The 12,950-nt window shown below is 63.2% G+C and carries 11 protein-coding genes and 1 rRNA gene; 8 read left to right on the forward strand and 4 right to left on the reverse strand.

The window, feature by feature from the left end; translation table 11 throughout:
* Positions 1–22 precede the first annotated feature (22 nt).
* Positions 23–138, forward strand: a 5S ribosomal RNA gene (gene rrf / locus OUY36_RS08770).
* Positions 139–497: 359 nt separating this feature from the next.
* On the opposite strand, the gene OUY36_RS08775 is transcribed toward rrf, so the two are convergent.
* Entirely contained in the window at positions 498–1,892 is a 1,395-nt protein-coding gene (locus OUY36_RS08775) for a class II fumarate hydratase (protein WP_267937611.1), read from the reverse strand.
* 147 nt (positions 1,893–2,039) lie between these two features.
* Here OUY36_RS08775 and OUY36_RS08780 point away from each other — a divergent pair, with 147 nt between their 5' ends.
* From OUY36_RS08780 to OUY36_RS08805, 6 genes are all read left to right on the forward strand, one after another.
* Positions 2,040–2,546 carry a DUF2059 domain-containing protein gene (locus OUY36_RS08780; RefSeq protein WP_110777507.1) on the forward strand — a complete coding sequence of 169 codons (507 nt, stop codon included), beginning with the start codon at positions 2,040–2,042 and terminating at the stop codon, positions 2,544–2,546.
* Positions 2,547–2,557: 11 nt separating this feature from the next.
* Positions 2,558–2,854 carry a BolA family protein gene (locus tag OUY36_RS08785; RefSeq protein ID WP_013982451.1) on the forward strand — a complete coding sequence of 99 codons (297 nt, stop codon included), beginning with the start codon at positions 2,558–2,560 and terminating at the stop codon, positions 2,852–2,854.
* Positions 2,855–2,980: 126 nt separating this feature from the next.
* Positions 2,981–3,916, forward strand: a complete 936-nt coding sequence (trhO, locus tag OUY36_RS08790; RefSeq protein ID WP_267937614.1) for an oxygen-dependent tRNA uridine(34) hydroxylase TrhO — start codon at positions 2,981–2,983, stop codon at positions 3,914–3,916.
* Positions 3,917–3,992: 76 nt separating this feature from the next.
* Positions 3,993–4,592: a DsbA family protein gene (locus tag OUY36_RS08795; protein ID WP_267938134.1), complete on the forward strand. Its 600-nt coding sequence runs from the start codon at positions 3,993–3,995 to the stop codon at positions 4,590–4,592.
* Positions 4,585–6,363: an ABC transporter ATP-binding protein gene (locus OUY36_RS08800; protein WP_267937616.1), complete on the forward strand. Its 1,779-nt coding sequence runs from the start codon at positions 4,585–4,587 to the stop codon at positions 6,361–6,363. Before OUY36_RS08795 ends, OUY36_RS08800 begins: the two co-directional genes overlap by 8 nt.
* A 173-nt stretch (positions 6,364–6,536) precedes the next feature.
* The gene (locus OUY36_RS08805; RefSeq protein WP_267937617.1) at positions 6,537–8,489 is read left to right on the forward strand and encodes a methyl-accepting chemotaxis protein; all 1,953 of its coding nucleotides are present in this window, start codon (positions 6,537–6,539) and stop codon (positions 8,487–8,489) included.
* A gap of 36 nt (positions 8,490–8,525) precedes the next feature.
* Here OUY36_RS08805 and OUY36_RS08810 read toward each other — a convergent pair whose 3' ends face one another.
* Positions 8,526–9,575 carry a metal-dependent hydrolase gene (locus OUY36_RS08810; RefSeq protein WP_063541837.1) on the reverse strand — a complete coding sequence of 350 codons (1,050 nt, stop codon included), beginning with the start codon at positions 9,573–9,575 and terminating at the stop codon, positions 8,526–8,528.
* 134 nt (positions 9,576–9,709) lie between these two features.
* On the opposite strand from OUY36_RS08810, the gene arfB reads away from it, so the two are divergent.
* On the forward strand, positions 9,710–10,123 hold the full coding sequence (arfB, locus tag OUY36_RS08815) for an alternative ribosome rescue aminoacyl-tRNA hydrolase ArfB (protein WP_063541835.1): 414 nt from the start codon (positions 9,710–9,712) through the stop codon (positions 10,121–10,123).
* A gap of 4 nt (positions 10,124–10,127) precedes the next feature.
* Here arfB and OUY36_RS08820 read toward each other — a convergent pair whose 3' ends face one another.
* Both OUY36_RS08820 and OUY36_RS08825 read right to left on the reverse strand, forming a co-directional pair.
* Positions 10,128–11,435, reverse strand: a complete 1,308-nt coding sequence (locus OUY36_RS08820; RefSeq protein ID WP_161612630.1) for an MFS transporter — start codon at positions 11,433–11,435, stop codon at positions 10,128–10,130.
* Positions 11,436–11,596: 161 nt separating this feature from the next.
* On the reverse strand, positions 11,597–12,922 hold the full coding sequence (locus OUY36_RS08825) for a DUF2254 domain-containing protein (protein WP_267937620.1): 1,326 nt from the start codon (positions 12,920–12,922) through the stop codon (positions 11,597–11,599).
* Positions 12,923–12,950 lie beyond the last annotated feature (28 nt).

Raw genomic sequence — 12,950 nt, forward strand, 5'->3', positions numbered from 1 at the left:
CCCCGAGGCAGCAACCGAATTGCTTGACGACCATAGAGCGTTGGAACCACCTGATCCCATCCCGAACTCAGCAGTGAAACGACGCATCGCCGATGGTAGTGTGGGGTCTCCCCATGTGAGAGTAGGTCATCGTCAAGCGCCTATCCCAAACCCCCGACCCGCATACGCAGGTCGGGGGTTTGCTTTTGCGCAGAGAAAATGCTTGGACCGCCACTGGTTTGTTGAGGCCGATAAGTCACCGCAGCTGCTCCCTTTAGCGGTGATTGCACTGCGTAGCAACCTCTGTGCATGAATCACGCGGGCAAAACGCGTAAAATTGCACGCTTCGCCATGATCAGATTGCGAGTGCATGACCTGACTGCTTCGGTCAATGCCTAATTCATAGCAGGGCGGATAGGGCCTTATAGCTGTTAGCGCAGCAACTGCCAGAAGCGTGCCAGCGGACTGACCGAGACCTCACTGTTCAAACCTCGATTCCAAGCCGCCCGCCGTTTGCTTTAATCGCTGTTGCCCGAACCCAGCATGGTCTCCGGACGTACCCAATCGTCGAACTCTTCACTAGTCAAATAGCCAAGCTCCAGCGCAGCCTCTCTCAAAGTGGCGCCTTCGGCATAAGCCTTCTTCGCGATCTCGGCCGCTCGGTCATAGCCGATATGCGGATTCAGCGCAGTGACCAGCATGAGACCGCGCTCAAGATGTTCTGCCATGCGTGCCGGGTCGGGTTCGAGGCCGGTGATGCAGTGGGTATTGAAGTTGCGACAGCCATCGGACAGAAGCCGTATCGACTGGAGCAGGTTATGGATGATCACCGGCTTGAATACGTTGAGCTGGAGATGACCCTGACTCGCTGCGAAGCTGATGGTCATGTCATTGCCCATCACCTGGCAGGCGAGCATTGAGAGCGCTTCGCACTGGGTCGGATTGACCTTGCCGGGCATGATGGAGCTGCCGGGCTCGTTGGCTGGCAATCTCACTTCGGCGAAGCCTCCGCGAGGTCCTGAGCCGAGCAGACGAAGATCATTGGCCAGTTTCATCAAGGCGACCGCCAGCGTCTTCAGTGCACCGGACAGCGCGACCAGTGGCTCGTGGCCGGCCAAGGCGGCGAACTTGTTCGGTGCCGAGACGAACGGCAGGCCGGAAAGGGCGGCCAGCTCGGCTGCGATCGCTTCGGCGAAGCCATGTGGCGAGTTCAAACCGGTACCTACTGCGGTGCCGCCTTGCGCCAGTTCATAAACAGCCGGAAGGCACTGGCGAATCGTCCGCTCGGCTATGTCGAGCTGAGCGACGAATGCCGACATTTCCTGGCCGAAGGTGATCGGCGTGGCGTCCATCATATGGGTGCGCCCGGTCTTGATCAGCTTGTTGTGCCGCGCGGCCAGTTCGGCCAGCCCGCCGGACAGCTCGGCCAAAGCCGGAAGCAGCTCACCGTGGACCGCCTTGGCAGCGGCAATGTGCATCGCTGTGGGGAAGCAGTCGTTGGAGCTTTGCGCGCGATTGACGTGGTCGTTGGGATGCACGGGAGACTTGCCGCCACGCTTGCCTCCGGCCAGCTCGTTGGCGCGTCCGGCGATGACCTCGTTGACGTTCATGTTGCTCTGCGTGCCGCTACCGGTCTGCCAGACCACCAGCGGAAACTGGTCGTCGTGCTGGGCATGCAGAATCTCGTCGGCGGCCTGTTCGATCAGTCGCGCAACGTCGGGCGGCAGGTCGCCGATGCGGTTGTTGACCCTGGCTGCCGCCTTCTTGATTAGCGCCAGCGCATGCAGCACCTCGATCGGCATGCGCTCGGCACCGATTGCGAAATTGCTCAGCGAACGTTGCGTCTGGGCACCCCAGTAAGCCTGCTCCGGTACTTCGACCTGCCCCAGGCTGTCGGTTTCTATACGCGTCATGCCATGCTCCTGCTCGATATTGCTGGTTTAGGCCGCCTTGCGGTGCCGGCGGTTCCATGGCCCGCCGGTCGTTGCTTGAGGCATTGGAACTCTCGGCGCAGAATGTGTCCATTGAGGGCTACCTATCGCCTTCCCAAGGGATTTCCAATGCCAACCTTACGTACCCGGGCGTTGCGCTGTGCAATGCTGTTTGTCTGCATCAGCTCTTCGGCATTGGCCGACACCGCCAGCCACGCCAGCAGCGCGGAACGTTTCCTCAAGCTGGCGAACGCCGATCGGCTAGCAGTGCCTGTCTATGCACAAGTACAGCAGATGTTTGCGCAGCGTTTCGCCGAGGCTCAGGCGCCCGAGAGCAAGAAGGCGATGCTCGAGCGCTATCAAGCCCAGGCTAACACCGCGCTGGATAAGGCCATAGGGTGGGACAAGCTGAAGCCCGATCTGGTGTCCCTGTATACCAGTCAGTTTTCCGAAACCGAGTTGAATCAGCTGATCGATTTCTATCAGTCGCCACTGGGCAAGAAGATGCTCGCCAAGCTGCCGGAGCTCAATGCACGGTCTGCCCAGCTAACCCAGGCCAAACTCGAAAGCGCGGTGCCGGAAGTGAACAAGCTGTTGGCCGACATGACGGCCGAACTCGAAAAACAGAAGCCTTGAGAGAGCAGGCAATGCGCAAACTTGATCTGATCCAAAACGCCCTGCAGGTTCTGCAGCCCGAGCACCTGGAAGTGCTCGATGAAAGCCACACTCACAGCCGCGGCCTGGAGACGCACTACAAGGCGGTCATCGTCAGCGAGCAGTTCGCGGGTCTTAACTCGGTCAAGCGGCACCAGAAAGCCTACGCCGCCATGGGTCCGCTGATGCAGCAGATCCATGCACTTGCTCTGCACACCTACACGCCGGAAGAGTGGGCCCAGCAGCGTGTGGCTCCGGCATCACCGGTTTGCGCCGGTGGGCATAAATAGAGGCGACAACGGACGGGAAACATCCCGGATGTTCTTTGCTAGAATCGCGCTCGCGCCGGCCCACGCCGGCGCTTTCGTTTGTATCCGGTCCACCCTTTACGCGGGTGACCACTGGTGGAAAACTCCATGACACGAAAAATCGTTGTGGCAGCGCTGTACAAGTTCGTTTCGCTGCCGGACTACGTCGCCTTGCGCGACCCTCTCCTCACGACGCTTACCGAAAACGGCATCAAGGGCACCCTGTTGCTGGCGGAGGAAGGCATCAATGGCACGGTATCCGGCACCCGCGAGGCGATCGATGCGCTGCTCGACTGGTTTCGCCGCGACCCTCGCCTGGCTGACATCGACCACAAGGAATCCTACTGCGACGAACAGCCGTTCTATCGCACCAAGGTGAAGTTGAAGAAGGAGATCGTCACGCTGGGCGTACCCGGTGTCGATCCCACTCAGCGGGTCGGTACCTATGTCGAGCCGCGGGACTGGAACGCGCTGATCGACGATCCCGAGGTTCTGCTGATCGACACCCGCAACGACTACGAAGTGGCGATCGGTACCTTCGAGGGCGCGATCGATCCGCAGACCAAGTCGTTCCGCGAATTCCCCGATTACATCAAGGCGCATTACGACCCGGCGAAGCACAAGAAGGTCGCGATGTTCTGCACCGGTGGCATTCGCTGCGAAAAGGCTTCGAGCTACATGCTTGGCGAAGGGCTCGAAGAGGTCTATCACCTCAAGGGCGGCATTCTCAAATACCTGGAAGAGGTACCCGAGGCCCAGTCGCACTGGAAGGGCGACTGCTTCGTGTTCGACAACCGGGTCACCGTTCGCCATGACCTGAGTGCCGGTGAGTTCGACCTGTGTCATGCCTGCCGCGCCCCGCTGTCCGTGGAAGACCGGCAATCGGAGCACTACGCTGCGGGTATCAGCTGTCCGCATTGCTGGGACAACCTGAGCGAGAAGACGCGAGCCGGCGCGCGCGAGCGGCAGAAGCAGATCGAACTGGCCCGCCAGCGCAACCAGCCTCACCCCATCGGCCGTGATCCGCGGGAGCAGGATCGCTGATTAACGCCAGCCCGCGAGCACGCCAAGCAGTAAGGGGAGTAACGAAGTGGCCCGACTGATCTATGTGATGGATCCGATGTGCTCATGGTGCTGGGGCTTCGCTCCCGTGCTGCAGGGGCTTGCCGAGCAGGCCGCGGAGCACGGTGTGCCGCTCGTGCTGAGGGTCGGCGGCCTGCGCCGAGAACAGGTTGCGATGGATGAGGCCGGGCGCTCGCGCACGCTGTCCTACTGGCAAGCTGTGCATAACGCCACTGGACAGCCATTCGATTTCGAGGGCGGTTTGCCGGCGGGATTGATCTACAACACCGAGCCTGCATGCCGAGCCCTGGTCGCCGCGCGCGGGCTCGATGAAAGCCGGGTCTGGCCGCTGTCGCTGCTGATCCAGCAGGCCTTCTACCAGCACGGGCGTGATGTCACGCAAGCCGCGCTGCTAGTGGAGCTGGCCGAGGCGGCTGGGCTCTCCAGCGAGCGCTTCGCCGAGCGCTATGACGACCCGGCCACCAAGGCCGAAACGTCGGCGGATTTCAGCTGGGCCGAGAATCTTGGTATCGCCGGGTTCCCGACGCTGCTGGCCGAGCACCAGGGCCAACTGGCACTGCTCACCAACGGCTATCAGCCGCTGACAGTACTGGCCCCATTACTTGGCCGCTGGCTGGAGCACAACGCGCATGCCTGACCAGCTCAGTTGGGCGGAGATTCGCCGCCTTGCGCTGCGCCACCGCAAGGCCTTGATTCTGGCCAACCTGGTCGCGGTTCTGGCCACGCTCTGCAGCGTGCCGATCCCCTTGCTGTTGCCACTGCTGGTAGACGAAGTGCTGCTCGGCACCGGCGATGCGGCACTGCGCGTGATGGATCGCTTCCTGCCCGCCAGCTGGGAAACGGCGGCCGGCTATATCGGCCTGATGCTCGGTATAACCCTGCTGCTGCGGGCCTCGGCCTTGGTCTTCAACGTCCTGCAGGCGCGGCTGTTCGCCCGGCTGTCGAAGGACATCGTCTATCGCATACGCGTGCGGCTGATCGAGCGTCTCAAACGCATCGCCCTCGGTGAGTACGAGAGCCTCGGCGGTGGTACGGTTGCGACTCATCTGGTCACCGATCTGGAGACCATCGACAAGTTCATCGGTGATACCCTCAGTCGTCTGCTAGTGGCAGTGCTATCGATCATCGGCACAGCGGCCATTCTGATATGGATGCACTGGCAGCTGGCGCTGCTGATCCTGCTTTTCAACCCACTGGTGATCTACGCCACCGTGCAGCTGGGCAAGCGGGTGAAGCACCTGAAGAAGCTGGAGAACGACAGCACCTCGCGCTTCACCCAGGCGCTTACCGAAACCCTCGATGCGATACAGGAAGTCCGTGCCGGCAACCGCCAGGGATTCTTCCTTGGTCGACTGGGGCTACGGGCGCGGGAGGTCCGCGACTACGCCGTCGCTTCGCAGTGGAAGACCGACGCCTCAAACCGCGCCAGCGGCCTGCTGTTCCAGTTCGGCATCGACGTGTTCCGTGCCGCGGCGATGCTGACCGTGCTGTTCTCCGATCTGTCGATTGGCCAGATGCTCGCCGTATTCAGCTACCTCTGGTTCATGATCGGACCGGTGGAGCAGTTGCTGAGCCTGCAATACGCCTTCTATGCCGCCGGCGGCGCTTTGGGGCGGATCAATCAGCTGCTGGCCCGCGCGGACGAGCCGCAATATGTCGGCGGTCGCAACCCATTCGCCGATCAGGCGACGGTGGCGATCGATGTGCGCGACCTTCACTTCGCCTACCAGGACGAAGCGGTTCTCGAGGGGTTGAACCTGAGCATCGCGCCGGGGGAAAAGGTCGCGATCGTCGGCGCCAGCGGCGGTGGCAAGAGCACCTTGGTGCAGCTGCTGCTGGGGCTTTACCAGCCGCAATCGGGGCAGATTCGGTTCGGCGGCGTTCCGCTCGAGGAAATCGGTTTGGCCACGGTGCGCGACAATGTGGCGGTCGTGCTGCAGCATCCGGCGCTGTTCAATGACAGCGTGCGTGCCAACCTCACCATGGGGCGCGAGCGGGACGATGAGTCGTGCTGGCGGGCGCTGGAGATCGCCCAACTGGCCGATACCATTCGCCAGCTGCCGAGCGGGCTCGACAGCATTGTCGGGCGCTCCGGTGTGCGACTGTCCGGCGGTCAGCGGCAGCGGCTGGCCGTAGCGCGCATGGTGCTCGCCGAACCCAAGGTGGTAATTCTGGATGAAGCGACCTCGGCCCTCGATGCCGCGACCGAGTACGCCTTGCATCAGGGATTGAATCGGTTCCTCCGCGACCGCACCACCTTGATCATCGCCCATCGTCTGTCGGCGGTGAAACAGGCCGATCGAGTGCTAGTGTTCGACGGTGGGCGGATCGCCGAGGATGGTGATCATCAGCAACTGATCGCTGAGGGCGGGCTTTATGCGCGCCTGTATGGGCATCTGCAGCACTGATTGCCCACGCAGTACCGGACCATCGCCGTTTCGCCTGCCGATGACTGTATCGCCGCCCCGAGCCAGGCGGCGACCGCCAGTCTTAAGGCGTCAAAAATATCCTGACGCCGCACTCAACTATTAGTAATCTCTGCCGACTTCCCGAGCGTGCCCCTTTTTGTGGAACCTTTCTGATGGAACCAGTGCAGAACCTATTCACCAATCTTTCGGTTGCCAAAAAGCTTATCTGCGGCTTCGGTCTGGTACTGCTGCTCACGCTTGGCGTCGCGGCGACCGGCTTCGTTGCGGTCGACGAGATTCTGGGTCGGGCGCAGCAGATCGAGCAGCTGTCCAGCGTCAACGCGTCGATCCTGGCGGCGCGCGGCGCCGAGCGTGACTACGCGCTGACGCGTCAGCAATCCTCGGCCGACGCGCTGCACGCATCATTGCAGCAGCTCGGTACCGAACTGGCAGGCTTGGCGAGTACTTCAAGTACGCAGGAGCGGGCCTACCTGACACGTATTCAGCAGGCTGCAGAAGAGTACAGCCGACAATTCGACCGTTACATGGCGCTGATCGAGCGTGGCGTGAAGCTGCGCACGCGCATGCAGGAGGCTGCTCAGGTCAGCCGCGAAGAGTTCGAATTCATCGAGCTGGACATGTACGACGCCGTGCGCGTGCTGCGCCTGGAAGGTGATCGCCTCAAGGGCAGCGATCCGCTGACGGTGGCCGAGGCGACCTCGGGCCTGACCAAGCAGATTCTCGACATGCGCACCCAGGAAAACCTGTTCGTAGCCAACAGCTCCGATGCAGCGGCCAAGAGCTGGAGCGAGCTGCACGCCAACGTGGTCGCCATTGGCGGCAACCTGAAGATCTGGCTGAACGACGATCAGCAGGCCTCGATGGATAAGGCGCTGGTCGAACTGGAGCACTATCGCAGCGCATTTGACGAGTTCCGCCAGAATCGTACCGAGCGAATCGCCCTGGAAGGCTCGATGGCGCAACAGTCCGAGGTGGTGATCGCCGCGGCGAATGAGGCGCTGAACAACGCGAGTAATGCCATGCAGGAGCAGCGGCGCAGCAGCTATCTGCTGCTCGGCGTAATCGGTGCACTGGCGATCTTCGTTGGTCTGCTGGCCGCCACAATGATTTCGCGGATGATCGTTGGCCCCCTGCGAGCGACCGTCCAGCAAGCTCAGCGCGTTGCTGCTGGCGACCTGACCCATTCCCAGGCGAGCACGCGTCGCGATGAGGTTGGTCAGCTGCAGAACGCCATGCACGACATGACTACCAGCCTGCGTAACCTGATCGGGCGCATCGGTGGCGGCGTCAGCCAGATCGCCGCGGCGGCTGACCAGCTTTCGGCAGTGACCGCGCAGACCAGCACTGGTGTGCAGACCCAGCGTGTCGAGACCGAGCAGGTGGCGACTGCGATGCACGAGATGGCGGCGACGGTGCAGGAGGTCGCGCGCAACGCTGAACAGGCTTCTACCGCGGCGCGGCAGGCTGACCAGCAGGCTCGCCAGGGTGATCGGGTGGTGCGCGATGCAGTCGGGCAGATCGGCAGTCTGGCCGGCGAGGTGGACCAATCGGCACACGCCATCGAAGCGCTGCACGCCGAAAGCGGGCGGATCGGCAGCGTGCTCGAAGTCATTCGTGCGGTCGCCGAGCAGACCAATCTGTTGGCACTGAACGCGGCCATCGAGGCGGCTCGCGCTGGCGAGCAGGGCCGCGGCTTCGCTGTTGTTGCGGACGAAGTGCGCGCCCTGGCGCGGCGCACCCACGACTCCACCGAAGAGATCGAAGGCCTGATCGGCAATCTGCAGCGCGTTGCGCAGCAAGCGGTGGAACAGATGCAGAGCAGTCGTTCGCTCACTCAGCGCACCGTCGAGTTGGCTAACGAAGCGGGTGTTGCGTTGGGGCGGATCACCGAGTCGGTCTCCACCATCGAGCAGATGAACCAGCAGATTGCCGCGGCGGCCGAGCAGCAGAGCGCGGTCGCGGACAACATCTCCGAGAGCGTGACGCGTGTGCGTGATATCGGCGACCAGAGCGCCAGTGCCACGGAGCAGACTGCCGGGGCCAGCGCCGAGCTGGCACGCCTGGGCGTGGAGCTGCAGGAACTGGTTCGTCAGTTCCGTACCTGACGGCGTGCGGCAGACGCGGCTCGCGCTCGAGCCGCGTTATCTGATCACCTTGCCGTTCAGCTCGGCCGCCCAGGCGGCCAGGGGGAGCGCGGGTTCCTGCTGCCAGATGCGCTGCCAGATGCTCTCCAGGCGGCGCATATTGCCCCGATTGGCCGGCAGGCGTTCGGGGCGCTCCACCAGCTGCCAGCCCTCGGCGCTGCGTTCGGCCAGAGGGAAGCGAAACGGATGGAACCCGGTCATGCCGAGTCTCAAATCGGTGACCAGTAACTGATCGCCATCCTTGTCGTAGCGCAGTACATCGCCGGTGAACCATCGCAGGCGTTGGTGCTGCGGCGATTCCTGCAGCGCGTCGGCAAGGTGCTCGTTGCGCGGGAGACGCACCAGACTCGGCGGCGCAGCGTCCAGCCAGCTGACCAGCGTTTCGTAGTAGTGCTCGCCGTCCACCAGAATCACCCGCCAGAGCAGGCTGTTGAACGGCGTCGGCGTGCTGAACATCCGCTCGACCTCGATGCCCTGGCGGCTGATGCTCGCTTGCACGCGCTGCTCGGCCATCTGTTTGCCGGCAAGAGTGAAGCCCAGGTAGCAGCTGGTCAGCAACAGCGCGTACGCCGGCCATCGGGCGGTGCGGCCATGCAGGCCGAACAGCGCGCCGGCCAGCACCGCGATCAGCAGCGGCACGCTGTAGAGCGGGTCGATGATGAAGATGCTGGACCAGGCGATCGGTGGGGTGGTCAGCGGCCATAGCAGCTGCGTGCCATAGCTGGTGAAGGCGTCCAGCAGCACATGGGTGATCAGCACCAGCCAGATGGTGAGGAATAGTCGGGTGCCGGAGTATCGCTCGTCGGGGCGGAATCGCCGGATCAGCCAGGTCAGCAACACGGCGAGCAGGCTGAGGACGAACAGCGAATGGCTGAAGCCGCGATGATAGGTCATGTTGGCGACCGCATCGCCGTAGTCGATGACCACGTCGAGGTCGGGCAGGGTGCCGAGTATGGCGCCGTAGGCGAGCGCCTTGCGACCTTGCCAGCGTCCGAGCATCGCGCCCTGCACGCTGGCTCCGAGTAAGGCCTGGGTGATCGAGTCCATATGCAGGTCCCTTGGGGCGGGTAGTTACCTTAGCCGAAGCGCTGGCGGCACCCGATCGGCAAATTTCGAAAAAGTATGTCGTGTCTGGGCATGGCATAGGACAATCGCGGCTCAATCGTCCATGGCGCCCACCTATGCTGGAAATCTCCAACACCGTGCAGCTGCCGGATGCCGAGATCGAATTGACCGCGATACGCGCCCAGGGTGCCGGCGGGCAGAACGTCAACAAGGTGTCCAGCGCCTTGCACCTGCGTTTCGATATCCAGGCGTCCTCGCTACCGGCGTTCTACAAGGAGCGCCTGCTGGCGCTGCGCGACAGTCGCATCACCGCGGAGGGTGTAGTCATCATCAAGGCGCAGCGCTACCGCACCCAGGAGCAGAATCGTCTCGATGCGCTCGAGCGGCTGGCGGAGCTGATTCGCAGCGTCGGCAAAGTGGAGAAAGCCCGGCGCCCGACCAAGCCGACCCTGGGCTCGAAGAAGCGCCGCCTGGAGGGCAAGAGCAAACGCGGTGCGATCAAGGCCGGGCGCGGGCGGGTGGACTACTAAGCCCTCAGGTGCCGGTGCGCACCTCGTCTGTTGCCTCGGCGGGAGGCATGTCGTCCAGCTCGCTTTCGTTGGCCGGTTCGTGGCTGGCAGCGTCTTCCGGGGTGTCGGGCATCAGCTCCATGACCGTGGGACTGGTGCGCAGGATCGGCGTGAAGTGGCCGTGCGGTTCGGTGACCAAGTCGAACACCTTGCGCGGCCGGTAGAACGCATAGAATGCCAGCACGCCGAGGCCTACCGCGAAGAACAGCGGCAGGGCGATGGGGCCGGCCAGATGCATCAGGCCGCCGGCCGCCACCGGGCCCAGCGCGGCGCCGAAGCCGTTGGCCAATAGCAGGCCGCTGGAGCCGGACAGAATCTCGTCGGGATTGAGCTGATCGACCATCTGCGCGACGGCGATGGAGTAGATGGAAAAGGCCAGCCCGCCCCAGACGAACATCAGCCCCAGCAGCAACGGGCTGGCCATCAGCGGTGCTACGGCGAGCGCGAGAATGGCGGCCAGCGCCACCACCCAGAGCAGCACGGTGCGCCGCTCATGTTTGTCGGAAAACAGCCCGATCGGCCACTGCAGCACGGCGCCGCCGAGGATGGTGATGCTCATCAGCAGGCCCACGCCGGCCCCATCGAAGCCGATCTCGCTGGCGTACACCGGCGCCAGGCCCCAGAACCCGCCGAGGACGAAACCGGATACCCCGGCCGCCATCAGCGGCAGCGGGGCGATGCGCGCCAGTTGCAGCAGGTCGGTCGGGGGAATGTCGGGCAGGGTCGGCTGCGGCTGGCGGGTCAGGGTGATGGGCATCATCGCGCCGCCGATGAGGATGGTCGCCAGGGCAAACAGGGTGAATTCCATCGGGCTGTCGAGCCCCAGCAATTGCTGCGCCGCCGCCAGGGCACCCAGATTGACGGCCATGTATACGGCAAATACCTGGCCGCGCTTCTCGCCGCTGACCTGGGCGTTGAGCCAGCTCTCGATGACCATGTACAGCGTGACCAGCGCGATGCCGTAGACCACCCGCAGCACCAGCCATACCCACGGATTGACGATCATCACGTGCAGCAGCACGGCGGTGGCCGCCAGCGAAGCGTAGAAGGAAAAGGTGCGGATGTGCCCGACCCGCCGGATCAGCGAAGGCGCCAGCCAGGTGCCGACGAGAAAACCGGCGAAATAGCCGGACATCAGCAGGCCAACCATCCCTGTCGAATAGCCTTCGGCCACGCCGCGCAGGGTCAGGAGTGTGTTGAGTAGCCCGTGGCCGAGCAGCAGCAGGGCCACACCGGCGAGCAGTGAACTGATGGGAGCGATCAAGGACGTCATGCGGTAACCCTAGGCAGCGAAGCCGGTGAAGGCAAGTCCAGGTGCGTCGGACGCTGGCCGATGATGTGACCTAACTTGCTAATTTTCATAACAAAGTCGTGGGAAGCGGCGGCTGGTAGGGCCGACGCTCCCTGCGTTGTGCATTTGGCAGCCGTGGCCATTCAGGATTCCCGCAGCGTCGCGCACTGCAATGGCTTGGCATGGCGCACGGCCTGGTTCAGCGACTGCACGGCTTCGACCATCGCCTCGCGGTCGAGCACGCCGGTCAGGCTGATCGCCGCCTGGTCGACCACCGCCTGGGCATGGCGCAGCAGCACCCGTTCGGTGTCGGCATCCTCGGCGGCGTAGAGCAGGTTCTTGCAGGCCTGCAGCAGTGCTTGCAGAACCTGTAGGTCGTCAGCGCCATAGCGGCGCTGCGGGCCGAAGGTCATCTGCAGCAGCTGATGCAGATTCAGCTCGCGGATGAAAATCCGCGGTCGATCCTCGGCGCGGGCGACTTCGTGGTCGGGCATCTGCATGCGCTCGGCCAGCAGTACGCCCAGCATGTCGATCGCCTTGATCGCCGTTCCCGGGTCGTTGATCCCCGGGCTCAGGGCGCGCACGGCGATTTCGACGATCTGCTTGAAGCCAAAGAAGAAGTGCCGCTGCGCGTACTCCTCGACATAGAAGTCGAAACAGTCGAGCAGACGGTTCGTGCAGTTCTCGTCGAGTTCACGGTCGATGCGTATCAATGGATGTCCGGGCATGACGAAGAAGCCGTAGTGCACCTGCACGGTCATGCGCGCGTCCTGCTCTTCGAGGAGGTCCTGGGCGGCGGCGACGTTCAGCGCCTTGAAGTAGCCCGAGCGCCGCGCGCGCACGACTGTCCATTGCGCGTCGTCCGGCCAGGCCGGCGCATGGCTGTCTTGTAGCTGACGGCGGCGTGCGCGCAGCTGGCCGAGGGTCTGTTTGTAGACGCGGTTGAGGATGAAATCCACCTGGATCGACAGCGAAATGGAACGGATGAAGTACACGAACAGACACAGGCAGATCACCGCTAGCCCCAGCGCCAGGAAGATGCCCAGGCTCGGTACGTTGATGTCGTCGCCTTCCTGAATGGTCGAGATCAGCATCAGCGAATCGATGATCGTGCCGAGATAGACGCCGAGCACCACCTGATGACTGCGGCTGCTGATCAGGCCGGGAATGACCCGCGGCGACAGCGAGGAGGCGGCCGAGTTGAGCACCACCATCACCATCGAGAAGCTGAACACCATCAGCGAAATGATTCCGCCGACCAGGGTGCCGAGGATCAGTCGGGCATTCTCGGCGTTCTTCACCAGGCCGAGGTCCAGATCTTCCTTGTACGGCTGCAGCCAGGTCATCTCCAGCAGGATCGTCACGACGCAGAGAACTGCCAGGCCCACCGCGATCAGGGTCGGGTAGAAGGCGATGCTGCCGGTGACGCGGTGATACAGGCGAAACAGCCTGTTGGTCAGTGATGGCATGGCAGCTCCCTGCGGTGATCCGGCGATA

Origin of the sequence: Stutzerimonas sp. R40042, assembly GCF_026642215.1 — a bacterium.
Classification (GTDB): Bacteria; Pseudomonadota; Gammaproteobacteria; order Pseudomonadales; family Pseudomonadaceae; genus Stutzerimonas; species Stutzerimonas frequens.